This is a genomic window from Enterococcus italicus DSM 15952, from assembly GCF_000185365.1.
GTDB lineage: Bacteria > Bacillota > Bacilli > Lactobacillales > Enterococcaceae > Enterococcus_G > Enterococcus_G italicus.
In genome coordinates this window covers 771,902-795,746 of the sequence record NZ_GL622241.1, presented here as the reverse complement: position 1 = coordinate 795,746, position 23,845 = coordinate 771,902, and the positions used below count along the sequence as shown (strand labels likewise).

Sequence of the window (23,845 nt, the reverse complement as noted above, 5' to 3'; positions counted from 1 at the left end):
CCACAATTAGGTGCTAATTCATTAATGTTCGTTTTTTGGTGTATTTTTGTAATTCATATGTTTCAACATTCGATTATTGTTTGAATTTTATACAAAAACTTGCTACAATGTTTTGGGAATACAACAAACAAAGAAAGAGGTATTCATATGTCATCAGTAGTAGTAGTTGGAACGCAATGGGGCGACGAAGGAAAAGGGAAGATCACGGATTTTCTTAGCGAAAATGCAGAAGTGATTGCTCGTTATCAAGGTGGGGACAATGCAGGACATACCATTAAATTCGATGGCGTGACGTATAAATTGCATCTGATTCCTTCTGGTATTTTTTACAAAGAAAAAATTAGTGTCATTGGTAATGGGGTCGTAGTCAATCCTAAATCGCTAGTGAAAGAGCTTGCTTATTTAGCAGAACATCATGTCGACACTGACAATTTACGAATTTCTGATCGCGCACATGTCATTTTACCTTATCATATAAAATTAGATCAATTGCAAGAAGAGGCAAAAGGCGTCAATAAAATCGGTACGACTAATAAAGGAATCGGCCCGGCTTACATGGACAAAGCTGCACGTGTAGGTATTCGGATTGCTGACTTATTAGACAAGGAAATCTTTGAAGAACGACTACGTGCGAATTTAGAAGATAAAAATCGTCAATTTGAGCGTATGTTTGATTCTGAAGCTTTAGCATTCGAAGATATTTTTGAAGAATACTACGAATACGGCCAACAAATTAAAAAATATGTAACCGATACTTCGGTGATTTTAAATGATGCTCTCGATGAAGGCAAACGAGTTTTATTTGAAGGTGCTCAAGGCGTTATGCTGGATATTGACCAAGGAACGTATCCATTTGTGACTTCTTCTAATCCTGTAGCCGGTGGTGTAACAATCGGTAGCGGTGTAGGTCCTTCAAAAATTAACAAAGTGGTAGGTGTTTGTAAGGCTTACACTTCACGTGTCGGCGATGGTCCCTTCCCTACTGAGTTATTTGATGAAATTGGTAGTCAGATTCGTGAAGTCGGCCGTGAATATGGCACGACAACTGGCCGCCCACGTAGAATTGGTTGGTTTGATTCCGTTGTTATGCGTCACTCTCATCGCGTGTCAGGTATTACTAACTTATCACTGAATTCAATCGACGTCTTAAGTGGGTTAGAAACAGTGAAAATTTGTACAGCGTATGAGCTAGATGGTCAATTAATCTACCATTACCCAGCAAGCTTGAAAGAATTGCAACGCTGCAAGCCAGTCTATGAAGAATTACCTGGTTGGTCAGAAGATATTACAAGTTGTAAGACATTAGCTGACTTACCGGAAAATGCGCGCAACTATGTCCGTCGCGTATCGGAATTAGTTGGTGTACGCATTTCGACGTTCTCTGTTGGACCAGATCGGACGCAAACGAATATTTTAGAAAGCGTTTGGTCGCAAATATAAGCGTAAAGACTAGAAAATCCGGAAGTTGATTCTTAAACTTTTGGCTTTTCTTTTTTTTTCGTTCATGCTGTCTTGCCATGGCAACAAATGTATCAAGTCCATTTTTCACCTCTCTATCAACTATTCTGATTAGATGGAGAAGTGAGTGCCTCTTCTGTTTCTTTTTTCAACTGTTTCTTTATAGTAAAAGAAAGGGAGTGAGTATAGGACAAAGTTTATTTTAGGAGTCAATCATTTAGGTATGACTGTACCTGATATGGATGAGGCGACGAAATTTTTCAAGGAAGCATTCGGTGCTAAGATTGCATATGATGGCTTAACACTAGCGGACGAACCGCGCGAAGGGGAGACGGTCGAAAGACAACTAGGGATTCCTCAAGGGGGAAAGATTGTCCGTCAACGGATGATTGTCATCGGCACTGGTCCAGGCATTGAGCTATTTGAAATCAAAGCCGAGCCCCAACGCCAGCCGGTTGGCCTTTCAGATTATGGCATCAATCATCTATCCATTTCTGTTAGTGAGATTGAGCCTGCACTAGAACAAGCCGTCAAAGCTGGCGCAACAGCCCTTTCAGAAATTCATGGAAATTCCCGATATGAAGATACGCCAGGTAATGCTAGTGTGTACGTCACGGCACCATGGGGAGGCTTAATTGAGCTACAATGTATCCCGAATGGCTACTACTATTCAACATCAAGCGAAACAAAAGTATGGATACCACCGAAGAAAGAATGAAATATGCAAAAAAATAAAACCAATAATTATTTTTGATAAGAAATGCTTTCTAGGATGAAAATGAAGCAAATGAAGTCAAAAAAGGATGATTTTTGTGGCGTTCGATGCTTTTTTTCATCTAGTAGTTCGTAAAAAAGTAAAGTACTTTGTTTTTTTAAAACAGAAGTTATTGTCGAAAAGCAAATCCAGTTCATTTCATCGCTTTTCTTGTTATACTATGTCTATAGTAACGAGGAAAGAATATCCTCGAGGAAAGGGAGTATAGATTATGGGACTCATTTGGTCATTAATTGTAGGTGCTATTATTGGTGTGATTGCTGGTGCGATTACAAATAAAGGAGAATCAATGGGCTGGATCGCGAATATTGTAGCTGGTTTAGTTGGTTCTGCAGTCGGTCAAGCAATCTTTGGTAGTTGGGGACCTTCACTAGCTGGAATGGCTGTCATCCCATCAATTATTGGTGCTGTGATTGTCGTCGCTGTTGTGTCATTCTTCTTAGGAAGAAAATAATCGCATAAAAAACGGTTAGCTCTAGATAGGTTCAGACACCTTTTTTGAGAATGTCTGACTGTCGAAAGAATTGTAAGTAAAAAGCCATCAATCCAGTATTTCTTCTGGATTGTATGGCTTTTTGTTATGCGTACAATTGAGCGACACGGCTCTGTACGTCTGGATTTTCTAAAAATTCATCATACGTCGTTTCCGCACGGTCAACAACACCTTTATCAGATACTGCAATAATACGGTTTGCTAACGTTTGAATAAATTGGTGGTCGTGTGAAGCGAATAGCAATGAGCCAGTAAAGGACATTAAGCCATCGTTTAAAGCGGTAATGGATTCTAGGTCTAAATGGTTTGTCGGATCATCTAATACCAAGACATTGGCTTTAGAGAGCATCATTTTTGATAGCATACAGCGAACTTTTTCGCCCCCCGAAAGAACATTGACCGATTTTAATACTTCATCACCAGAAAAAAGCATTCTTCCTAAGAAGCTTCTTAAGAATGTATTGTCGTCTTCTTCTTTGCTTGCGTATTGGCGTAACCAATCAAGAATGGTCAGATTGCTAGCAAATTCACTACTTGTGTCTTTCGCTAAGTAAGCCTGACTAGTCGTTACACCCCAACGAACAGAGCCAGTATCAGGAGTCAAATCACCCATAATGACTTTAAAGAGTGTCGTTGTTGTGATGTCATCTTTGGCAACGAAAGCGACTTTGTCATCTTTATTCAAGGTAAATGAAATGTTGTCTAAGATTTTTTTGCCATCAATCGTCACGCTGACATTTTCGACTTGTAATAAGTCATTGCCGATTTCACGTTCTGGCTTAAAACCAACAAAAGGATAGCGACGAGAAGAAGGCTGAATATCATCTAAGGTAATTTTGTCGAGCATTTTTTTCCGAGATGTTGCTTGTTTTGACTTCGATGCATTGGCACTGAAGCGCGCGATAAATTCTTGCAACTCTTTGATTTGCTCTTCTTTTTTCGCATTGGCATTGGCTTGTAGCTTGGTAGCTAATTGGCTAGATTCTAACCAAAAATCGTAGTTACCGACGTATAGTTTGATCTTGCCAAAATCTAGATCGGCCATATGCGTACATACTTTGTTTAAAAAGTGGCGGTCATGTGACACAACGATAACCGTATTATCGAAGTTAATCAAAAATTCTTCCAACCAATTAATGGATTGGATATCTAGTCCATTGGTAGGCTCATCAAGTAAGAGAACATCTGGCTTGCCAAATAGGGCTTGTGCGAGCAAAACTTTTACTTTTTGGCCGGCTGTTAATTCTTTCATTTTTACGGAATGCAATTCTTCGGGGATATTTAATCCTTGCAACATGACTGCTGCTTCAGGCTCTGCTTCCCAGCCATCTAATTCGGCAAATTCGCCTTCTAGCTCAGCGGCACGAATGCCATCTTCATCACTAAAATCTTCTTTCATATAAATGGCATCTTTTTCTTTCATGACGTCATATAGACGCTTGTGCCCCATGATAACTGTCTCAATTACAGGATATTCTTCAAAATCAAAATGATTTTGTCGCAATACGGCCAAACGTTCATCAGGTCCTAATGAAACATTCCCTGTTGACGGTTGAATATCACCTGCTAAAATTTTTAAGAAGGTTGATTTTCCTGCACCATTTGCACCAATTAATCCATAACAATTTCCGGGCGTAAATTTAATATTTACATCATCAAAAAGTTTGCGATCTGAAAAGTGCAAACTCACATCACTTACTGTAATCAACGCATTTCCTCGCTTTATCTATATTTGACCGCAGTCTTATAAGATTATAGCGGTCGTAGTCAAAACTTTCAAGGAAATCCCCTGATTTGTCACAGTTTTACTTTTTATCTGATGCTAAACTGTTCATCCAATAGGTTTGATTGCTATTTTCAAGGTAAATCACAATTTTGTCGGTTTTTCCTTCTTCTTCATCAATATCACGTGCAACGCCACGAACGACGTAGTGCTTGCCACGACCGGTTAGTTTTAGCATGTCACCCGTTCTTGGGATATCGTCAATTTCACTATCAACAAAATGTTTGGTATATAAGTCAATAAAACGTACTTGATACATGATTTCTCCTATCTTTTTCAATTTTTTTCTATTCATTCCCCAATACAATTAGTGTAAACGTTTTACACTTTTCTGTAAAGGCTAACAAATAATGAAAAAAAGCTGAGTGAAGGAAAACAAATTGTCTCTTTCACTCAGCGTAGGATTAATGGCGAATTTGGCCCTCACCATAAATAATGTATTTAATTGACGTCAATTCGTGTAAGCCCATTGGTCCTCGAGCGTGAATTTTTTGCGTGGAAATGCCGATTTCTGCACCAAAACCAAATACATAGCCATCGGTAAAGCGGGTAGAAGCGTTGACATAGACTGCGGCAGCATCAACTTCTTTGAGAAATGTTTGCGATGCAGCATAATTATCGGTAATAATCGCTTCAGAATGTTTGGTATTGTACTTGTTGATATGTACAATGGCATCTTCTAATGTATCGACGACTTTGATAGCTAAAATATAGTCTAAATATTCCGTCGACCAGTCTTCTTCGGTGGCAAGTGTCGCAGTTTTTAAATAAGCCATTGCTTGTTCGTCTGCGTGAATCTCGACTTGCTTTTCCACCAATGCGGCTTCAATTTTTGGTAAAAAGGCTGCGGCTACTTGGCGGTGAATCACTAAGGTTTCCATTGCGTTACAGACGGATGGTCGTTGAACCTTGGCATTGATGATGATTGGGATGGCCATCTCTAGTTGGGCATCGCGATCGACGTATACATGATTGTTCCCAGTACCCGTTTCGATGACGGGCACGGTCGCTGTTTGTTTGACTCTGCGAATGAGACCTGCACCGCCTCGAGGAATGAGGACATCTAAGTAATCGGTTAGTTGCATGAGCCCTTTAGCCGTCTCGTGTGACGTATCTTCTACAAATTGAATGGCATGAGGGACGACTTGCTCAGCCACTAGGACATCTTGCAGAATTTGAACTAGTTGTTGATTAGAGTGGAAGGCTTCTTTTCCTCCTCGTAAAATAACCGCATTCCCAGATTTAAAGCAAAGACTAGCTGCATCCGTCGTGACATTTGGTCGTGATTCATAAATGATCCCAATTACGCCTAGTGGGACACGTTGTTGACCGATAAGTAACCCATCTTCATTTTTCCACATTTTGTCGACGTTGCCGATGGGGTCTGGTAGCTGGGCTACTTGACGCATGCCATCTGCCATCGCTGCGATGCGCTCAGGTGTAAGGCGTAGTCGGTCTTTCATCACTTCACGCACTTGGGTATTTTCTAGGTCTAGCTCGTTGGCTTTTAAAATGTCGGCGGATCGTTGTTCGAGCGCGTCAGCCATCTTGTGTAGTAGCTCATTTTTCTTCGTTGTTTCCATTAATCCTAGCTGATGAGCGCTCGCTTTTGCTTGTTTACCGAGTGTTTGTAAATCTGTCATGGTCATTCCTCCTTAAATAATGTGCCAACTGCCTGTCCGTCTAAAATGGCAAAAATCACTTTGGGGTGTTTGCCATTTGCTAAGACCATCGCGCTGTTCGTTGCTAAGACGCGTTGCGCTGCTTTTAGTTTACTCGTCATGCCACCTGTACCATAGCGGCTACCTTTTCCTGTCGCTTTTTCCAACAATTCAGTAGTAATTGTTGATATATGCGGGTAAAGTGTGGCATCTGGGTTGGTCAAAGGATTATCAGAGTAAAAACCATCAATATCAGAAAGCATGATTAATAAATCTGCTTCCACTAATTCAGCGACAATGGCTGACAACTGATCGTTGTCGCCAAATTTTGTTTGATGATCGAGTTCTTCAACGGCTACGGTATCATTTTCATTGATGATTGGGATAATATTCATTTGAACGAGCTGTTCCAACGTGTTCATCACATTTTGGCGACTAGTAGGAAATTCAACAATGTCACGTGTGAGCAACAGTTGGGCTGTTTGTTGGCTATATGTCAAAAAGCGTTGGTTGTAGATATCCATCAAGGCAGCTTGGCCAACCGCGGCAACGGCTTGCTGTTCGGGGATAGCTGAGGGACGTTTTTGCATATGCAGCTTGTTCATACCAACGCCAATCGCGCCGGAAGAGACTAAGATAATTTCTTTCCCTTGATTGCGTAAATCACTCAGGACAAAAGCGAGCTCATCAATGCCGGCTAGGTTGATATTGCCATTGGGATACATAAGGGAACTTGTGCCAATTTTTACGACAATGCGTTTGGCATCTTTTAACGTGTGACGCATGGGTGCACCTCAAATTCTCATTTTTCTAGTATTTTTCTCATTTTACCTAAAAAAAGTCGATTCGTCATGTAGGTTTTCTTAAAAAAATTGTAAATTGAAAGTCAGATGTTTTTTTTTGCATTTTTCCCCGTATTATGAGGAGAGAGTGTACAATAAGAAGAGAATCATGATTGAAAAAATAGAGGGCTTATTTATGATAGAATAAGACCAATCGTTTAGTAGGAGGACCAAGTAGATTGGAAAAAAAACGCGGATTTGAAGTGATTTCCACTTACAAAAATAAAGATATTCAGTTGCCCACGCGCGCAACGAAACAAGCAGCAGGCTATGATTTTGAAGCAGCGGAGGATGTCGTTATCCCAAGCTTAATCAAACATGTGCTTCATTATAAATTAGCTGACAAAACACAAAAAGGCATCAAGCCAACGTTGGTTGCGACTGGCATCAAAGCCTATATGGGAGCTGATGAGTATTTGCAACTAGCGAATCGATCAAGCAATCCTTTGAAGCGCTTTTTGTTACTAGGCAATGGCATTGGTGTGATTGACGCGGATTACTATGGCAATGATGCAAATGAAGGCCATATTATGTTCCAATTTTTAAATATCGGATTCACGGATGTGGTCATCAAAAAGGGTGAGCGAATTGGCCAAGGTATATTTTTGCCATTCTTAAAGGCAGACAATGATCAAGCACTGCAAGAACGCACGGGTGGTTTTGGCTCATCGGGTAAATAAGGAGGAATAGATGGCAAAAAAAGCAAAGACTCAATTTGAATGCCAACATTGTGGCTACATTTCTCCTAGATACTTAGGGAAGTGTCCGCAGTGTCATAGCTGGAATTCGATGGTAGAGGAAAAAGTACAAGACACCTCTGACCGCCGTGCTCGAACGACCATCACCGGTCAAAAAATGAAGCCGACACGCCTCGCCGATGTAGTGCCTAAAAAAGAGCCTAGGGTGCAAACTGATTTGGCCGAGCTGAATCGGGTCTTGGGCGGTGGTGTCGTGCCCGGATCATTAATTTTACTTGGCGGTGATCCAGGAATTGGAAAGTCAACGTTATTGTTACAAGTTTCTCAGCAGCTTGCTGCGACAGGTGGCACAGTATTGTACGTTTCGGGAGAAGAGAGTGCCGAGCAAATCAAGCTACGGGCTCAACGTTTGGGTGTCATTAATGATGAATTTTATTTGTATGCTGAGACAGATATGTCTGATATTCGTAAAGCAATCGAGGACTTGGCGCCACAATATGTGATTATTGACTCCATCCAAACCATGACTCAACCAGACATCACCAGTGTGGCAGGCAGCGTCAGCCAAGTCCGTGAAACCACCGCCGAACTATTGAAAATTGCTAAAACAAACGGCATTGCTATCTTTATTGTTGGTCATGTGACCAAAGAAGGCTCGATTGCTGGCCCGCGAATGCTTGAGCACATGGTAGATACAGTGTTGTATTTTGAAGGGGAGCAACATCAGAGCTTCCGTATTTTGCGGGCGGTCAAAAATCGCTTTGGCTCGACCAATGAAATTGGTATTTTCGAAATGGTAGGAGGTGGACTACGCGAAGTGGCGAATCCTTCACAAGTCTTTTTGGAAGAACGGCTAGCGGGTGCGACGGGATCTGCGATAGTGGTCGCGATGGAAGGAAGTCGTCCAATCTTAGTCGAGATTCAAGCCTTGATCACACCGACGATGTTTGGCAATGCCAAGCGGACGACTACAGGTTTGGACTTTAATCGGGTGTCGTTGATTATGGCGGTGCTGGAAAAACGCACAGGGTTACTGTTACAAAACCAAGATGCTTATCTAAAAGCGGCTGGTGGTGTAAAATTAAATGAACCAGCCATTGATTTAGCAATTGCGATGAGCATCGCGTCAAGCTACAAAGAAAAAGGAACCAATCCGACCGAGTGTTTCATCGGTGAAATCGGCTTAACAGGTGAAATTCGTCGCGTCAACGCAATCGAACAACGTGTCAAAGAAGTAGAAAAACTAGGGTTTAAAAAAGTCTATTTACCAAAAAATAATTTGCAAAACTGGGAGCCACCGACCTCGATAGAAATTGTCGGCGTAGCAACCTTGTCAGAAGCATTAAGGAAAGTTTTTTCTTAAAATAAAAAGAATGGAGGGAAGCACGTGAAAAAACGAGTAGTCAATATATTCATGGCCCTCGCTGGTGTGAGTTTAGGCTTATCTATTTTACCGTTAGCTTGGAGAGCAATCGGTGTCGCGCAAAATCAATGGTTAAACAACAATATTACAAATAGTATTATCGGTGGACTTATTTTTTATTTATTCTCTTTGTTAGTGGCAGATTATGTGCTGCGTATTATTCGAAGAACGGAAGAAAAGCTGAGTGAATTTAGCTTGCCCTATATTCTTTTTGGCGCCACAGGAGTTATTATTGGTTTATTAATCGGAGTTATTGTTTCGATTCCTTTTTTTAATTGGAATGTTCCTTTTGTAAATAGTGTGGTTCCGGTCGTGTTAATGAGTGTCCTGGGGTACTTAGGCTTTCGCATGGGGACGACACGGATCGATGAATGGCGGAAAATTTTCATTACCAAGCCAAAGAAAACCGAAGACACAGATGCGCAACTTTTGGATCGCAAAAGCAACGAACACTTTCGCAAGTACAAAATATTAGATACGAGCGTCATTATAGATGGGCGAATTTATGATATTGCCAAGACAGGCTTCATTGAAGGCGTGATTTTGATTCCAAACTTTGTCTTATATGAGTTGCAATACATTGCTGATTCAGGTGACAGCCTTAAACGCGTGCGTGGCCGTCGCGGCTTAGATATTTTAAATGCGTTACAAGAAGAAGATGGCATTGAAGTAGAGATGTATGAAGGGGATTTTGACGATATTGCAGAAGTAGATAGCAAGCTATTGAAGTTAGCTAAATTACTTGATGGCGTCGTTGTGACCAATGACTTTAACTTAAATAAAGTCGCATCGTTTCAAAATGTTCCAATCTTAAACATCAATGCCTTAGCCAATGCCGTCAAGCCGGTCGTGATTCCAGGTGAAACCATGCAAGTCTTGGTGGTCAAAGCTGGGACAGAGCGCCAACAAGGGGTCGCTTATTTGGATGACGGTACGATGGTAGTCGTCGAAGATGGACAACACTTTATGAATGAACGCATTCAAGTTGTCGTGACCAGCGCGCTTCAAACAGCTGCTGGCCGGATGATTTTTGCAAAACCAGACCATGCCACAAGAGGCATCAGTAATTCAGAAGAAAAAAGCAATCATAAACCAAATAAAAAGTAGAAAACCAAGGAAGGTTGTTCAGTTGACTTTACTATTCAGGCTAATGAATGTACAATTCAATTGAACAGCTTTTTTCAAAGTGATTGTTTTGTTTATCAAGAAAGATAAATGAAAAAATGAGTTAAAGGAAGAGGAACGACATGACAAAAGTACGCGTACGTTACGCACCAAGTCCAACCGGTCATTTGCATATTGGCAATGCTCGGACTGCATTATTCAACTATCTATTTGCCCGCCACAATGATGGAGAGTTTATCATTAGGATTGAAGATACCGATCAAAAACGCAATATCGCTGATGGTGAAAAGAGTCAATTAGAGAACTTAGCATGGTTGGGGATGGACTGGGATGAGTCACCGCAAACACCAGGGAATTATGGTCCGTACCGTCAATCAGAACGCAAAGAAATTTATCAACCTTTAATTGACCAACTTTTAGCAAGTAATTTGGCTTACAAGTGCTACTGTACAGAAGAAGAATTAGAAGCTGAACGTGATGCACAGCGCGCGCATGGCGAAATGCCTCACTATGGTGGAAAGTGTGCGAACCTTTCACCAGAACAACAAGCAGCTAAAGAAGCGGCTGGCTTAGAGCCTGTCATTCGTTTCCGCGTACCAAAAGGCAACGAATACCGCTTCCATGACATGGTCAAAGGCGAAATCGTCTTTGAAGCAGAAAATGTCGGTGGCGACTTTGTTATTCAAAAACGTGATGGCATGCCGACGTATAATTTTGCGGTAGCAGTAGATGATCATATGATGAAAATTACGCACGTCTTGCGCGGGGATGATCATATTGCCAACACACCAAAACAATTGATGATTTATGAAGCATTTGGTTGGACACCACCAGAATTTGGCCACATGACGTTGATTATCAACGCAGAAACAGGGAAAAAATTAAGCAAGCGTGATGAGTCGATTCTTCAATTTATCGAACAATACCGCGAGTTAGGCTACTTACCAGAAGCTATGTTTAACTTTATTGCCTTACTAGGTTGGTCGCCAGTAGGAGAAGAAGAGATTTTCTCTAAAGAAGAGCTGATTAAATTATTTGACTACGAACGATTAAGCAAATCACCCGCTGCGTTTGATGGTAAAAAGTTAGAATGGGTCAACAATACGTACATGAAGAAGATGGATGTGGCGACACTTACGGATATGTGCTTGCCATACCTTGTCAAAGCCAATGAATTGTCAGAGCCTATCACAGAAGAGAAGAAACAATGGTTAGAAAAAATTGTCGCCTTGTATCAACCACAAATGAGCTACGCACAAGAAATTGTTTCACTATCACAACTATTCTTCGAAGAGCATCCGACATTGGATGATGCAGCGAAGGAAGTCCTAGCTGGTGAAACAGTACCGACCGTCCTAGCAGCCTTTAAAGAACAACTAGAACAAATGAATACGGTCGATGCACCGACTGTGAAAGCAGCTATCAAAGCTGTCCAAAAAGAAACAGGAGTAAAAGGCAAAAATCTCTTTATGCCGATTCGCGTAGCAGTGTCGGGTCAAATGCATGGACCAGAACTACCAAATACTATCGAATTACTAGGCAAAGAAAAAGCCCTCGCTCATTTAAATCAAGTCTTATAATCAAACACTGAGAACAGACGAAGTACGACTTCTTTTCTTACAGAGAGATTGCGTTAGCTGAAAGCAATTAGAGAAGATAAGGAAATGCACCTGGGAGTGGTTTTGGCGCAAGTCAAAAACGGCGATAGACCGTTAACTATTTGAGGCAGAGTTACTCTGTAAAAAAAAGTGGAACCACGCGATAGTTGCGTCTTTTGCATAAGAATTTCTTGTGCAAAAGACGCTTTTTTAATAGACGAAAAAACAAAGAAGGTGAATGAATGAATTGGTTTAAGCGAGCAGTGCAGGCAGCCAAGGAAAATGATCCCGCAGCTAGAACGACACTCGAAATTTTGCTGACATACCCAGGAGTCCATGCGTTATTTTGGCATCGACTGTCTCATTTTTTGTACCGCCATCACTTGTTTTTACTAGCTCGTATCCATTCACAATTTTGGCGTTTTATGACCGGAATTGAAATTCATCCTGGGGCGCAGATTGCTCCTGGTGTCTTTATTGATCATGGAATGGGTGTAGTAATAGGTGAAACGACTGAGATAGAAGAAGGGGTCGTATTATTCCATGGTGTGACCTTAGGCGGTACCGGCAAACATACCGGCAAGCGCCATCCCACAGTAAAGAAAAATGCTGTGATTTCCTGTCATGCACAGGTCCTAGGCCCAGTGACCATTGGCGAACGTGCCAAGATTGGTGCTGGTTCTGTGGTTATTCATGATATTCCAGCTGATGCGACGGCTGTCGGCGTCGCAGCAAAAGTGGTGCGTTTGAAAGGAGAGAAACTAGTAGATGATCCAAATTTATAATACCTTAACTCGTAAAAAAGAAGTCTTCCAGCCAATAGAAGAAGGCAAGGTAAAGATGTACGTCTGTGGCCCAACTGTCTATAATTATATCCACATTGGCAATGGACGCAGCACGGTGTCTTTTGATACAATTCGCCGGTACTTTGAATACCGAGGATACGATGTGACCTATGTATCGAATTTTACCGATGTAGATGACAAAATTATCCATGCGGCCAAAGAAGCAAATGAGACAGCCTTAGAAGTAGCGAATCGATTCATCGCTGCTTTCTATGAAGATACAGAAGCACTGCACGTTAAAAAGGCGGACATCAATCCGCGTGTGATGGATCATATTCCAGACATTATTGACTTTATTTCCGTGCTAATCAATAAAGGATATGCGTATGAAGCGCAAGGGGATGTCTACTATCGCACACGCAAATTTACAAAATATGGCCAATTAAGTGATCAATCAATCGATGAATTAGAAATTGGTGCTAGCCAACGCACAGGTCAAGAGCAACAAATCAAAGAAGACCCATTAGACTTTGCGTTATGGAAAGCAGCCAAAGCAGATGAAATTTCTTGGTCTTCACCATGGGGAGCAGGTCGTCCTGGGTGGCACATCGAATGTTCGGTGATGGCGACGAAGCATTTGGGCGAAACGATTGATATTCATGGTGGAGGGCAAGACCTAGAATTCCCGCATCATGAAAATGAAATTGCGCAAAGTGAGGCCAACACTGGCAAACCATTCGCCAACTACTGGATGCATAATGGCTACGTGACGATTGGTGAAGATGATCAAAAAATGAGCAAATCGCTCGGAAATTTTGTGACGGTCCATGAATTAGTCAAAGAAGTAGATCCGAAAGTATTGCGCTTCTTTTTAGCAACGACGCAATACCGGCGACCAATCCGCTATTCTCAAACAACCTTAAAAGAAGCGGCGACTAATTTGCAGCGCTTGAAAAACACGGTCGATAATGTGGTATTTCGTCAAGAAAAAGCAGTCGCTCAACTAGCAAGCGATGCGGACAAGCTTACTGATTTGGCCAAATTAGAAGAACAATTTATCACGGAAATGGATGATGATTTTAATGCCGCAAACGGTATTACTGTGACATATGAATTAGCTAAATGGTTAAATATTTACCTAGAACAATCAGATGTCTCACAAGCTGTCTTGGCACAAGGATTGTCCCAATTAACAAGCTGGCTAGAAATATTTGGTATCGAGTTTACGAATGAATTAGTCGACGCAGACATCGAACAGTTGATTGAACAACGCAACCAAGCACGAAAAGACCGTGATTTTGCACGAAGCGATGAAATTCGCGACCAATTAAAAGAACAAGGAATCGTATTAGAAGATACCGCACAAGGAACACGATGGAGAAGAGAATAATGAGAGATTATCGACAATTAAATGGATTGGCATTGGCGTATGTTGGTGATGCCATCTATGAAGTCTACGTTCGGGATTACTTAATCCAAAGCGGCTTGACGCGCCCGAATCAATTGCATAAGACAGCGACTCACTATGTCTCAGCAAAAGCACAAGCCAAGCTTATTCAACAAATGAACGAACAAGCATTACTGACAGAAGAAGAGCAAGATATTTTTCGTCGTGGTAGAAATAGTAAAAGCTACACAAGTGCCAAAAATGCCGATATTATTACGTATCGCATTTCGACAGGATTTGAAGCCTTGATGGGCTATTTACATTTGACAGGCCAAAAAGAACGATTGGAAGAATTGGTGCAGTGGTGCATTGAAAAAGTAGGTGAAGAAAATGGCTAGAAACTATAAGAAAGAGTCAAGAAACGTTGGCAATAAAAAAGATACCCGCAAGCAAACTGTGCGTAAAGACAAAGAAATGACGGCAGAAGAATTAGCAGAGAATTTTGTATTTGGACACCATGCCGTAGTTGAAGCCTTAAAAAAAGGCCGCGGCAACAAATTATTTTTACTTGAGGATGCACGTGGTGAGCGCATTGATGAAGTCAAAGAGCTAAGCAAAGAGCAGTCGGTACCAGTGAAATGGGTACCCAAACAAAAACTAGAACAATATAGCCAACAAGGTGTGCATCAAGGGATGGTCTTGGCGATTACCCCTTACGAATACTTGAGCTTGGATGAATTGTTAGCAAAGAGTCCAGAAAAACCATTTTTTATTATTTTAGACAATTTAGAAGATCCGCATAACTTTGGTTCTATTTTACGGACTGCTGACGCAAGTGGTGTGGATGGCATTATCATTCCTAAGCATCGAGCGGTAGGCATTACACCAGTAGTCGTTAAAACGTCGACTGGGGCGGTCGAGCACGTACCTATCGCTAGAGTAACCAATCTATCTCAAGCGGTCCAAACGCTAAAAGAGCGTGGATTTTGGACATTTGGTACAGCGATGGAAGGGACCAACTATCGTTCATGGAATACCCAAGGTGCGATTGCCTTAATTATCGGCAATGAAGGCCGTGGCATGAGTGAAGGATTAAAAAAATCAGTCGATGAATTATTGACTATTCCAATGGTAGGACACGTACAGAGCTTAAATGCGAGCGTAGCAGCGGGCTTATTGATGTATGAAGCCTTTATGCAACGCTCAGATACCGGCACTAGCCTATGAAAAAAAATCTATTAATTGTCGATGGCTACAATATGATTGGCGCTTGGCCAGAGTTGGCCGTGTTAAAAAATCAAGATCGCATGGAAGAAGCACGCGAAGATTTATTAACACGGCTGTCCAATATGGCAAAATACGAAGGACTGGAAATCATCGTCGTTTTTGACGCCCAATTCGTACCCGGTGTGACGAAAAGTTACCAAAAATATCAGCTAGAGGTCATCTTTACTGAAGAAGGAGAGACAGCTGATAGCTACATCGAACGCATCGCCGGTGAAATGAACACCATATTGACCCAAGTCACCGTTGCGACAAGTGATTTAGCTGAGCAATGGGTCATCTTTTCACAAGGCGCATTGCGAACATCGGCTCGCGAACTCTACAAATCCGTCAAAAAAACAGAAAAAGATATTCGTCAGCATCAAAAAGAACTTCACTTTGAGCAGTACCGACGCAATTCACCATGGAACGAGCAACAGCTCTCTTCGCTTGGTGAGAAGCTCAAAGAACTGAGTCAAAAAAAAGAAAAACTGACCAAGAAAATGAGAAAAAAGGAATAATGAATATGGTAGGCTCTTCTCACTGAATGAGAGGAGTGAAAAAGATGCCATTATTCAATAGCGATGAAGAGTTAGAAGCGTTGTTTCAAAAGTATCAGCCAGTCGTATTAAGTTTGCAGGCGCAGTATTATGTTCGAGATATGTTAGAGGATGATTGGATACAAGAGGGGCGTATTATTTTTTACAAGTGTTGGACGGCGTATGACGAAGCATTTGGTAGTACGTTTGGCTCTTTTTATAAGCAAGCTCTCCAAAATCATATTTTCAGCCTGTTACGCAAACAAAAAGCAGTGAAGAGGCAAGCTGAGGTCAATGCCAGCTCTTATGAGAGTCTCACGCAAACGTATGGTGCGGAATTTTTCGATGCTGCTTTAGGCTGTGAAATGGATGATCCAATCAGTCGCTTGATTGTCAAAGATGTCCTTTCAGAGTATCCGACCTTTTGTGCGCCAATGGAAAGGCGTGTGCTGAATTTGTTCCTCCAAGGGAATGAAATTGCCGAAATTGCGGAAATCATGCACATGCATCCTCGATCGGTTGGAAGTGCATTTCATCGAGCATTACGCAAAATACGCCAAGAAATTCTTTAAAATATTTTCTTAGATGAAAAAAAATAATTGAAACCTTTTGAATTTTATGATAAAGTTGAATTTTTTGGTATTGTGTGGTACACTTAAGTTAGAGGTGAATGCGATGCCAACAACGTTAGCGACGATAAAAAAAGACATGGAATGTAAAATTGGGTGTGAATTGATGCTGGTTGCTCAAACTGGCCGTAAACGTCAAACCGAACGAAAAGGAATTTTAGCAGAAACCTATCCATCTGTTTTTGTTGTGGATTTAGATCCAGAAGAAAATTCATTCGAACGTGTGTCCTATAGTTACTCAGATATACTAACAAAGACCGTGGAAATTGAATTTTTAAGCGAAGCAATCTAACAAATTGAAAAAAGATGATAAAATCATCCTACATATGAAAAACGCCGCTGAACAGCTACTGTTTGGTGGTTTTTTTGTGTAGAAAAACGTGTTAAAAATAGTTACAAAAAGTAAGTATTTTTAGTGGGCATTCTTTTTTTCAAGGTGTACGATAGGTTCATAGATAAGAAACAAACTTTAAAGGAGGAAGACAACATGGCAAACGTAACAATTTTTGGTAAAGGAAGTATGGGACAAGCAATTGGTAAAAACTTCGAGGATGCAGGAAATACTGTCGCGTACATCGGTTCAGAAACTGTAAAAGGTGAAGTAACTGTAGGAGAAATTGTTGTATTAGCTGTACCGTATCCTGCGGTATCAAGTATTTTAGCTGACTATGAAGAAGAATTAAAAGGAAAAATAATTGTGGACATTACCAATCCAGTCGACTTTGACACGTTTGATGATTTAGTAGTACCAGCGGATAGCTCAGCTGCGGCTGTCATTGCTAAAGCAGCGTCTGACTCAAAAGTAGTCAAAGGCTTTAATACAACCTTCCCGGCAACCTTAGCAACGAAAAAAGTAGCTGGCGAACATTAAACGACTGTCTTATTGGCTTCTGACGATCAAGAAGCAAAAGAAGCTGTAACGAATGCCTTAAACGGTAGTGACTTAGCTGTGCTAGATGCAGGTAGCTTGAAGCGTGCCCGTGAATTGGAAGCATTAGGATTCTTACAAATCTCATTAGCAGCCGCAGAAAAAATTAGCTGGACAGGTGGATTTGGTGTCTTTCACTAATCACTAGTAAGAATAGAAATAAATGAAATTTTGACAGAATTGGCTACTACGAAAAAGACCAGACCATCCCAAAGTTTATGACATAACTTCAGGATGGTCTGGTCTTTTTTGTATGTGACGGAACAATTCTGTCACAGTGGTTTAATAGTATTAGTTTTTTTCGTTGGCTTGCGCTTTTAATAAATCACGAATCTCAGCCAAGTAATCTTCTGAAGTAGGTGTTTTTTCCACCACCACAACTGGTTTTTCACGTAGGTTTTTCGCACGGTTAGCAGCACGAACGACTAGGAATAAAACAAAACCAGTAATAATAAATGTAATAATTGCACTAATCACATCACCAAATTGGAAGGTAACCCCACGGAATTTAACATCTAGAATATTTAATGTATCTTCTAGATTGCCATTTGTAGTTCCTGGAATCAGTGAAATAACTAAACCAACAAGTGGTGTAATTAATCCATCAACAACTTGTTTGACGATTGCAGTAAATGCACTACCAATAACAACACCGACAGCTAGGTCTAGTACGTCACCTTTCATAATGAACTCTCTAAATTCTCCAAGCATTTTTTTCATTTTCTTTCACCTCCCTTTGTTTTCACAAAACAGTATAGCGAAAGTTACTGATTTTTTAAAATAAAATACTCAGACGTGCCAGGATTACTATGAATAGAGGGGTGTGTTATAATTTTCAATAAGACAAGCGATAAAGGAGTCAACTAAATGACAAAGCAAATTCAACCTGGAATCAATGTTACAACGATTTCGACCAAAAAATTTAAGACCATTCGTATTCTTATTCGCTTTACTGCTCGTCACACAGCCAAGGCAGCTTCGGCGCGGACGTTATTAACCAGTCTACTGGAGACCAATAGTCTGCATTTTCCAACGCAAACAGCACTCAGTAAAGAGCTAGCAGCGCTATATGGTGCAAGCTTTGGTATCAATGTGGCGAAAAAAGGCAATACCCACCAAGTAAACGTGGCAATGGATGTTGTGAATGGTGAGTACGTAGGGGATAAGCAAGTGTTCGTACAGGCGCTGTCCTTTTTGCAGGAAATTTTGTTTTCACCAAATCAACAAAATGGGCAATTTGACACACCAACATTTACGCTAGAAAAAGAAAACTTGATGGCGTATTTAGCAAGTATAGAAGAAGACAAGCAGATGTGGGCATCATTGCAATTACAAGAATTGTTTTTTGAACAAGACCAAGATCAAAAAGTACCAAGTTTTGGGACCGTCTCAGGTGTCAAAGCGTGTACGGCGGAATCAGTCGTAAAAACCTATGAATCAATGATGAATGAAGACCAAATCGATATGTTTGTCGTAGGTGATATTTCAGCCGCTGAAGTAGAGGCAGGCTTTGCAGCGTGGGACTGGCCTAAAACCAGTCGTGTGCATCCAGAGATAGTTACGGACTTTCAGACGAGCAATATCATCCGTGAAAAACAGGTGACTGAGCCAGTCAGTCAATCCAAACTAAACATAGCCTATCACTTAGATGTGACTTATGAAAGTACACTACGCTTTCCGGCGATGGTATTTAATGGGTTATTTGGCGGTTTTTCACACTCAAAACTCTTCTTAAATGTGCGCGAAAAAGAAAGTCTGGCTTACTATGCATCAAGTAGTCTAGATCTGTTTCGTGGCATGGTCACTGTGCAAACTGGTATCGATAGTACCAACCGCAATCGAGTACTGCAGCTGATTCATGAGCAACTTGAAGCGCTAAAAACAGGTGATATCACTGATTTAGAGTTACAGCAGACCAAAGAACGTATCAAGACACAATACTATTTGGGCCAAGATTATGCTCAAAATTTAATTGAGAAAGCCTACTATGAGCAATGGCTGCCAAAAACGAAAAAGACAGAAGAACAATGGCTGCAAGCATTAGCAGCAGTGACGAAAGAATCGATTCAGCAAGTAGCGCAAAGACTTTCCTTGCAGGCGATATTCTTTTTAGAAGGGGAGGACGAGCATGGAGAAGCTTGAGTATACGCAAATTCAAGAAACATTGTTTAAAGAAGTACTACCCAATGGCTTAAAAGTTTTTTTGCTGCCAAAAGCGGGATATCAAAAGACATATGCCTTATTTAGTACGAATTATGGCTCGATTGATAATGAATTTGGGTATGAAGGGGAAGCATTACGGACTGTACCAGATGGGATTGCCCATTTTTTAGAGCACAAGTTATTTGAAAAAGAAGAGGGCGATATCTTCCAAACTTTTAGCAAATTAGGTGCATCGGCCAATGCTTTTACGAGCTTTACCCGGACGAGTTATTTGTTTTCTACGAGTAATCATGTTGAGGAGAACTTAGTCACATTGTTGAACTTTGTGCAAGAACCGTATTTTACGAAAGAAACTGTGGACAAGGAAAAAGGCATCATCGGCCAAGAAATTCAAATGTATCAAGATGATCCTAATTGGCGTCAATTTTTTGGTATTTTGGGTAATTTGTATCCGAATCACCCATTACATGTAGATATTGCCGGCTCAATCGAGAGCATCGCGACGATTACAGCGGAAGATTTGTATGAGTGCTACCAGACCTTTTATCACCCAAGCAACATGACATTGTTTGTCGTAGGGGATTTTGATCCTGCTGAGATGCTGGGATTGATTAAAGAAAACCAAGCGCAAAAGACCTTTCCAGCGGCTAAAAAAATTGTCCGTCACTTTCCTGAGCAAACGTATGATGAAATCAAGCCCTTCGCTGAAATTCACTTGCCTGTGACGCGACAAAAAGCAGTGCTTGGAGTCAAAGGTTTGGCGCAACACTTGCCAGAGTCGACGCGCGCACAAGTAACCTTTAAGACTGCTATCCAGCTCTTGTTGCAATTATTAGTAGGGTCAACATCAACGGCGTATTTAGATTTGTATAATCGTGGCATCATCGATGATACATTTGGCTTTGAATTTACGATGGAGCGTGAGTTTCATATGGCTGATTTTTCGACTGACACCGATCAACCGGACGCATTCTATGGAGCCATGACCGAATTGTTGTTAGGCTTTGAAGACAATCGTGATGTCAATGAGGAGAATTTGACGCTATTGAAGAAAAAAATGCTCGGTAAGTATTTCCAATCGCTAAATTCCCTAGAATATATCGCGAACCAATTTACCCAAGAATTATCTGAAGATGTGACACTCTTTGACTTGCCAGAAGTCATTCAAGCCATTCAGCTGACGGATGTTCTTGAGGCGGGAAGATTGTTCTTAAGACCAAAAGCAGTTAGTCGCTTTTCAGTGTTGCCGTTAGCCGAGAAAGAAACCATTTAAAAAATTTGTAAACTAGCTAGTTTATCCGTCAGATTGATGTGATTTGTGGTATCTTTAAAAGGAAGTAAACAAAACAGAAAGTAGTTAGACTGGAGTAGATGAACGAGTGAGCAATGAAATATTGATTGGCGCACAATTGCGGGAAGCCCGTTTAAATAAAAATATTACCATTGATGAATTGCAGCAAAAAACAAAAATCCAAAAACGATATTTAGAAGCGCTTGAAGAAGGGGCATTTGACCGACTTCCGGGGACGTATTATGTGCGGTCTTTTATTCGCCAATATGCAACGGTTGTAGAGCTTGATGGTGATAAGTTGGTGTCGATTTTTGATGGGAAAGCTGACTTTGGTCCAACTCTGCCTAAACGACCTCAACCAGAGCACGTCCAAGGTTCCAGAAAAGCGCAGCATGTCGCCGAAAAGCAACAGAAAGTATGGATTGATTATTTGCCAGTTATTTTATTGGCATTGATTGCGTTAACGGTACTCAGTGTCGTCTTTTACATGTCTTGGAGTAATCGCACGTCTAAGCCGATGATTACGCAAAATGAATCTTCTATATCAGTCAATAATCAAGTAAGTTCAGTATCATCTTCTAGCCAAGAGAGCACGACCCAGACTTCGACTACAACCTCTTCTTCGGAAAAGAAACAAGAGATGAAAATTGAACGGACGCAATCAACGCAAAGTCAAGCAACGATGACAGTGACTAATGCAACGAATCCTATTGAGTTGTCATTTACAGGGAAAGATGGCCGTTGTTGGGTAGGGGTATTGGTCAATAATGCCTACGTTTACCAAAATACATTTGAGTCAGGTGCAACAGCTAGTTTTACGCTACCTGAAGGAACGACGAATGCGACGATTGTCCTAGGAGCGAGTGCTTATATTGATATCAAGGCGAATAGTAAAACCATTGATTTTGATGATCCACAATACTCATTATTGAAAAAGAATGTGGTCTTGTCAATCTCTTATTTGAATTAAGAAGTGAAAGGAGAAGAAAAGTGAATTTACCGAATAAGTTAACTGTATTACGCATTATTATGATTCCGATTTTTATTTTATTAGTCGCTTTACCGTTAGATTGGGGAATGCTAGGTGCAGACTCTTTTCAATTACCGGTGACGCATTTGGTAGCAGCGATTGTCTTTGCAGTAGCAAGCTTCACGGATTGGTTAGATGGTCATATCGCCCGCGCGCAAGGATTGGTGACGAATTTTGGCAAGTTTGCTGACCCTTTAGCAGACAAGATGCTGGTCATGACGGCCTTTATCTTACTTGTGTCATTAGATAAGGCACCAGGGTGGGTGATCGCTTTGATTGTCTGTCGTGAGTTAGCTGTGACGGGTCTGCGTCTATTATTGGTTGAAGGTGGCGAAGTGATGGCGGCTGCTTGGCCAGGAAAAATTAAAACAGCGACGCAAATGATTGCGATTATTTTCTTATTGCTTAATAATGTTCCTTTTTATTGGTTAGGCATTCCGTTTGCCCAAATTATGTTGTATGTCTGCTTAATCTTTACGATTTACTCTGGAGTCGACTATTTTGCCAAAAATACAGCTGTATTTAAAGGATCAATGTAAATACTTACCCAACCGCAAGAGAGGTGTGAATCTAGTTTTATGACGGATTGACTGCCGCCTTTTGCGGTTCTTTTTTTTAAATTTGTTTTATACTACGATTATGCGTATGTATAGTTAGGAGCGGAAAAAATGAAAGCAGAAATTATTGCAGTTGGTACAGAATTATTACTAGGACAAGTGGTTAATTCCAATGCTACATTTTTATCAGAGGAATTAGCAGGCTTAGGATTTGAAGTGTATTACCATACAGTAGTTGGAGACAACCCTGAGCGGCTAGAGACTGTCCTTGACTTAGCCGATTCGCGTAGTGAGTTGGTCGTATTGTGCGGAGGGTTAGGTCCGACCGAAGATGATTTGACAAAGCAAGTGGTAGCCAAGCATGTGGGCAAAGAATTAATTCGTGACGAAGCGGGCTATCAAAAATTACAAGCTTTTTTTGCCAAGCGGGAACAACCAATGACTGAAAATAATTTGCTACAAGCTCTAATTATTGATGGTGGGCAAGCATTAGCCAATCGGACTGGTTTAGCAGTTGGGATTTTTTATCAAGCACCTAGTGTGAATTATTTGCTTTTACCTGGGCCGCCTAATGAGCTGAAGCCAATGGTCTACGAACAAGCCGTTCCTTTATTAAAAGAGCAATTTATTCAAGAAGAGCAGCTGATTTCTCGGGTGCTACGCTTTTATGGCATTGGTGAATCTCGTTTAGTTACAGAGCTGAAGGAGTTGATTGAAGAGCAAACCAATCCGACAGTCGCTCCATATGCCAAACCCAATGAAGTGACGCTACGTCTAACTGTTAAATGTAAAATAGAAGCGATAGGGCAACAACAATTGGATGAATTGGAACAAGTAATCATGAATCGCGTGGGTGAGTTTTTCTACGGCTATGGTGAGACCAATTCATTGGCCAATGTCGTCGTAGATTTATTAAAACAACAGCAAAAAACCATCACTGCTGCGGAAAGCTTGACTGCTGGATTATTCCAAGCAACGTTGGGTGATGTACCGGGTGTTTCGGCTGTTTTTCCGGGCGGATTTGTTACCTATTCAAAGGAAATGAAGCAAGCGTTGTTAGGCATCGATGAAGAACTACTGCACACTTATGGTACAGTCTCAAAGGAATGTGTCGAAGCGATGGCGCAACAAGCTCGGCAACGCGCACAAACAGACTATGCGGTAGCTTTTAGCGGTGTGGCGGGACCGGAAGAGATAGAAGGACAAGAAGTCGGGACTGTCTGGATTGCCTTAGCGAGCAAAGAAGGAACGTATTCGATCCGTAAAGTCATCCCAAGAGATCGCGCAGCCATACGGAGAAATGCTGTGATGGATGGATTAAATATAGTAAGAAAAGCGTTACTAAAACATGGAACTTTATAAAAGGCGAATATTTGTTCGCTTTTTCTTGCAATTTTTTAAGAGAACCGCTATGATA

The 23,845-nt window shown here is 41.1% G+C and carries 24 protein-coding genes, 1 pseudogene and 1 other annotated feature; of the genes and pseudogenes, 20 read left to right on the top strand and 5 right to left on the bottom strand.

The window, feature by feature from the left end:
• Positions 1-147 precede the first annotated feature (147 nt).
• From HMPREF9088_RS03725 to HMPREF9088_RS03715, 3 genes are all read left to right on the top strand, one after another.
• Positions 148-1,440, top strand: coding sequence for an adenylosuccinate synthase (locus HMPREF9088_RS03725; protein WP_007207806.1), 1,293 nt, complete (start codon positions 148-150; stop codon positions 1,438-1,440).
• A 217-nt stretch (positions 1,441-1,657) separates the two neighbouring features.
• Positions 1,658-2,176, top strand: coding sequence for a VOC family protein (locus HMPREF9088_RS03720; RefSeq protein WP_276326763.1), 519 nt, complete (start codon positions 1,658-1,660; stop codon positions 2,174-2,176).
• Between the two features lie 268 nt (positions 2,177-2,444).
• Positions 2,445-2,687, top strand: coding sequence for a GlsB/YeaQ/YmgE family stress response membrane protein (locus HMPREF9088_RS03715; RefSeq protein WP_007207803.1), 243 nt, complete (start codon positions 2,445-2,447; stop codon positions 2,685-2,687).
• 124 nt (positions 2,688-2,811) lie between these two features.
• Here the strand turns inward: HMPREF9088_RS03715 and HMPREF9088_RS03710 are convergent, their stop codons facing one another.
• From HMPREF9088_RS03710 to proB, 4 genes are all read right to left on the bottom strand, one after another.
• Positions 2,812-4,434: an ABC-F family ATP-binding cassette domain-containing protein gene (locus tag HMPREF9088_RS03710; protein ID WP_007207802.1), complete on the bottom strand. Its 1,623-nt coding sequence runs from the start codon at positions 4,432-4,434 to the stop codon at positions 2,812-2,814.
• A 97-nt stretch (positions 4,435-4,531) separates the two neighbouring features.
• Positions 4,532-4,768: a hypothetical protein gene (locus tag HMPREF9088_RS03705; protein ID WP_040366352.1), complete on the bottom strand. Its 237-nt coding sequence runs from the start codon at positions 4,766-4,768 to the stop codon at positions 4,532-4,534.
• 145 nt (positions 4,769-4,913) lie between these two features.
• Entirely contained in the window at positions 4,914-6,158 is a 1,245-nt protein-coding gene (locus HMPREF9088_RS03700; protein ID WP_007207800.1) for a glutamate-5-semialdehyde dehydrogenase, read from the bottom strand.
• Entirely contained in the window at positions 6,155-6,955 is an 801-nt protein-coding gene (gene proB, locus HMPREF9088_RS03695; RefSeq protein ID WP_007207799.1) for a glutamate 5-kinase, read from the bottom strand. Before proB ends, HMPREF9088_RS03700 begins: the two co-directional genes overlap by 4 nt.
• Before the next feature lie 236 nt (positions 6,956-7,191).
• On the opposite strand from proB, the gene HMPREF9088_RS03690 reads away from it, so the two are divergent.
• The 12 genes and pseudogenes from HMPREF9088_RS03690 to HMPREF9088_RS03635 all read left to right on the top strand — a co-directional run bounded on the left by HMPREF9088_RS03690 (position 7,192) and on the right by HMPREF9088_RS03635 (position 17,528).
• Positions 7,192-7,692: a dCTP deaminase/dUTPase family protein gene (locus tag HMPREF9088_RS03690; RefSeq protein WP_007207798.1), complete on the top strand. Its 501-nt coding sequence runs from the start codon at positions 7,192-7,194 to the stop codon at positions 7,690-7,692.
• Positions 7,693-7,702: 10 nt separating this feature from the next.
• Complete coding sequence (radA, locus tag HMPREF9088_RS03685; protein WP_007207797.1) at positions 7,703-9,073, top strand: DNA repair protein RadA; 1,371 nt, start codon at positions 7,703-7,705, stop codon at positions 9,071-9,073.
• Between the two features lie 24 nt (positions 9,074-9,097).
• On the top strand, positions 9,098-10,240 hold the full coding sequence (locus HMPREF9088_RS03680; RefSeq protein WP_007207796.1) for a PIN/TRAM domain-containing protein: 1,143 nt from the start codon (positions 9,098-9,100) through the stop codon (positions 10,238-10,240).
• A 140-nt stretch (positions 10,241-10,380) separates the two neighbouring features.
• The gene (gene gltX, locus HMPREF9088_RS03675) at positions 10,381-11,838 is read left to right on the top strand and encodes a glutamate--tRNA ligase (protein ID WP_007207795.1); all 1,458 of its coding nucleotides are present in this window, start codon (positions 10,381-10,383) and stop codon (positions 11,836-11,838) included.
• Positions 11,839-12,036 (top strand) — a binding site (T-box leader).
• Positions 12,037-12,098: 62 nt separating this feature from the next.
• Positions 12,099-12,641 (top strand): serine O-acetyltransferase EpsC, encoded by a 543-nt coding sequence (gene epsC / locus HMPREF9088_RS03670; protein ID WP_007207794.1) that lies wholly within the window; start codon positions 12,099-12,101, stop codon positions 12,639-12,641.
• Complete coding sequence (gene cysS, locus HMPREF9088_RS03665) at positions 12,625-14,031, top strand: cysteine--tRNA ligase (RefSeq protein ID WP_007207793.1); 1,407 nt, start codon at positions 12,625-12,627, stop codon at positions 14,029-14,031. The genes epsC and cysS overlap by 17 nt, the downstream gene beginning before the upstream one ends.
• A complete protein-coding gene (locus HMPREF9088_RS03660) occupies positions 14,031-14,426 on the top strand; it encodes a Mini-ribonuclease 3 (RefSeq protein WP_040366350.1) in 396 nt (131 codons plus the stop codon). Before cysS ends, HMPREF9088_RS03660 begins: the two co-directional genes overlap by 1 nt.
• Positions 14,419-15,255 (top strand): 23S rRNA (guanosine(2251)-2'-O)-methyltransferase RlmB, encoded by an 837-nt coding sequence (gene rlmB / locus HMPREF9088_RS03655; protein WP_007207791.1) that lies wholly within the window; start codon positions 14,419-14,421, stop codon positions 15,253-15,255. The genes HMPREF9088_RS03660 and rlmB overlap by 8 nt, the downstream gene beginning before the upstream one ends.
• The gene (locus HMPREF9088_RS03650; RefSeq protein WP_007207790.1) at positions 15,252-15,812 is read left to right on the top strand and encodes an NYN domain-containing protein; all 561 of its coding nucleotides are present in this window, start codon (positions 15,252-15,254) and stop codon (positions 15,810-15,812) included. The genes rlmB and HMPREF9088_RS03650 overlap by 4 nt, the downstream gene beginning before the upstream one ends.
• Positions 15,813-15,856: 44 nt before the next feature.
• Positions 15,857-16,402: a sigma-70 family RNA polymerase sigma factor gene (locus HMPREF9088_RS03645; protein WP_052607475.1), complete on the top strand. Its 546-nt coding sequence runs from the start codon at positions 15,857-15,859 to the stop codon at positions 16,400-16,402.
• A gap of 103 nt (positions 16,403-16,505) precedes the next feature.
• Positions 16,506-16,751: a Veg family protein gene (locus HMPREF9088_RS03640; RefSeq protein ID WP_040366349.1), complete on the top strand. Its 246-nt coding sequence runs from the start codon at positions 16,506-16,508 to the stop codon at positions 16,749-16,751.
• 195 nt (positions 16,752-16,946) lie between these two features.
• Positions 16,947-17,528: pseudogene (locus HMPREF9088_RS03635) on the top strand (NADPH-dependent F420 reductase).
• 150 nt (positions 17,529-17,678) lie between these two features.
• On the opposite strand, the gene mscL reads toward HMPREF9088_RS03635, so the two are convergent.
• Complete coding sequence (gene mscL, locus HMPREF9088_RS03630) at positions 17,679-18,098, bottom strand: large conductance mechanosensitive channel protein MscL (protein ID WP_211205549.1); 420 nt, start codon at positions 18,096-18,098, stop codon at positions 17,679-17,681.
• 156 nt (positions 18,099-18,254) lie between these two features.
• Between mscL and yfmF the strand changes: the two genes are divergently transcribed.
• From yfmF to HMPREF9088_RS03605, 5 genes are all read left to right on the top strand, one after another.
• Positions 18,255-19,529, top strand: a complete 1,275-nt coding sequence (yfmF, locus tag HMPREF9088_RS03625) for an EF-P 5-aminopentanol modification-associated protein YfmF (protein ID WP_007207784.1) — start codon at positions 18,255-18,257, stop codon at positions 19,527-19,529.
• Positions 19,516-20,823 carry an EF-P 5-aminopentanol modification-associated protein YfmH gene (gene yfmH, locus HMPREF9088_RS03620; protein WP_007207783.1) on the top strand — a complete coding sequence of 436 codons (1,308 nt, stop codon included), beginning with the start codon at positions 19,516-19,518 and terminating at the stop codon, positions 20,821-20,823. Before yfmF ends, yfmH begins: the two co-directional genes overlap by 14 nt.
• Positions 20,824-20,929: 106 nt before the next feature.
• On the top strand, positions 20,930-21,811 hold the full coding sequence (locus HMPREF9088_RS03615) for a helix-turn-helix domain-containing protein (RefSeq protein WP_007207782.1): 882 nt from the start codon (positions 20,930-20,932) through the stop codon (positions 21,809-21,811).
• Between the two features lie 20 nt (positions 21,812-21,831).
• Positions 21,832-22,410, top strand: a complete 579-nt coding sequence (gene pgsA, locus HMPREF9088_RS03610) for a CDP-diacylglycerol--glycerol-3-phosphate 3-phosphatidyltransferase (RefSeq protein ID WP_007207781.1) — start codon at positions 21,832-21,834, stop codon at positions 22,408-22,410.
• A 129-nt stretch (positions 22,411-22,539) separates the two neighbouring features.
• Entirely contained in the window at positions 22,540-23,790 is a 1,251-nt protein-coding gene (locus HMPREF9088_RS03605) for a competence/damage-inducible protein A (protein WP_007207780.1), read from the top strand.
• Positions 23,791-23,845: the final 55 nt, after the last annotated feature.

Excerpts from the sequence above, each read along its gene's own strand:
- cysS (WP_007207793.1), top strand. The coding sequence starts at position 12,625 with ATGATCCAAATTTATAATACCTTAACTCGTAAAAAAGAAGTCTTCCAG.
- rlmB (WP_007207791.1), top strand. The coding sequence starts at position 14,419 with ATGGCTAGAAACTATAAGAAAGAGTCAAGAAACGTTGGCAATAAAAAA.
- HMPREF9088_RS03605 (WP_007207780.1), top strand. The coding sequence starts at position 22,540 with ATGAAAGCAGAAATTATTGCAGTTGGTACAGAATTATTACTAGGACAA.
- HMPREF9088_RS03660 (WP_040366350.1), top strand. The coding sequence starts at position 14,031 with ATGAGAGATTATCGACAATTAAATGGATTGGCATTGGCGTATGTTGGT.
- HMPREF9088_RS03640 (WP_040366349.1), top strand. The coding sequence starts at position 16,506 with ATGCCAACAACGTTAGCGACGATAAAAAAAGACATGGAATGTAAAATT.
- radA (WP_007207797.1), top strand. The coding sequence starts at position 7,703 with ATGGCAAAAAAAGCAAAGACTCAATTTGAATGCCAACATTGTGGCTAC.
- proB (WP_007207799.1), bottom strand. The coding sequence starts at position 6,955 with ATGCGTCACACGTTAAAAGATGCCAAACGCATTGTCGTAAAAATTGGC.
- HMPREF9088_RS03715 (WP_007207803.1), top strand. The coding sequence starts at position 2,445 with ATGGGACTCATTTGGTCATTAATTGTAGGTGCTATTATTGGTGTGATT.
- epsC (WP_007207794.1), top strand. The coding sequence starts at position 12,099 with ATGAATTGGTTTAAGCGAGCAGTGCAGGCAGCCAAGGAAAATGATCCC.
- yfmF (WP_007207784.1), top strand. The coding sequence starts at position 18,255 with ATGACAAAGCAAATTCAACCTGGAATCAATGTTACAACGATTTCGACC.
- HMPREF9088_RS03700 (WP_007207800.1), bottom strand. The coding sequence starts at position 6,158 with ATGACCATGACAGATTTACAAACACTCGGTAAACAAGCAAAAGCGAGC.
- HMPREF9088_RS03725 (WP_007207806.1), top strand. The coding sequence starts at position 148 with ATGTCATCAGTAGTAGTAGTTGGAACGCAATGGGGCGACGAAGGAAAA.
- gltX (WP_007207795.1), top strand. The coding sequence starts at position 10,381 with ATGACAAAAGTACGCGTACGTTACGCACCAAGTCCAACCGGTCATTTG.
- HMPREF9088_RS03645 (WP_052607475.1), top strand. The coding sequence starts at position 15,857 with ATGCCATTATTCAATAGCGATGAAGAGTTAGAAGCGTTGTTTCAAAAG.
- mscL (WP_211205549.1), bottom strand. The coding sequence starts at position 18,098 with ATGCTTGGAGAATTTAGAGAGTTCATTATGAAAGGTGACGTACTAGAC.
- HMPREF9088_RS03650 (WP_007207790.1), top strand. The coding sequence starts at position 15,252 with ATGAAAAAAAATCTATTAATTGTCGATGGCTACAATATGATTGGCGCT.
- yfmH (WP_007207783.1), top strand. The coding sequence starts at position 19,516 with ATGGAGAAGCTTGAGTATACGCAAATTCAAGAAACATTGTTTAAAGAA.
- HMPREF9088_RS03705 (WP_040366352.1), bottom strand. The coding sequence starts at position 4,768 with ATGTATCAAGTACGTTTTATTGACTTATATACCAAACATTTTGTTGAT.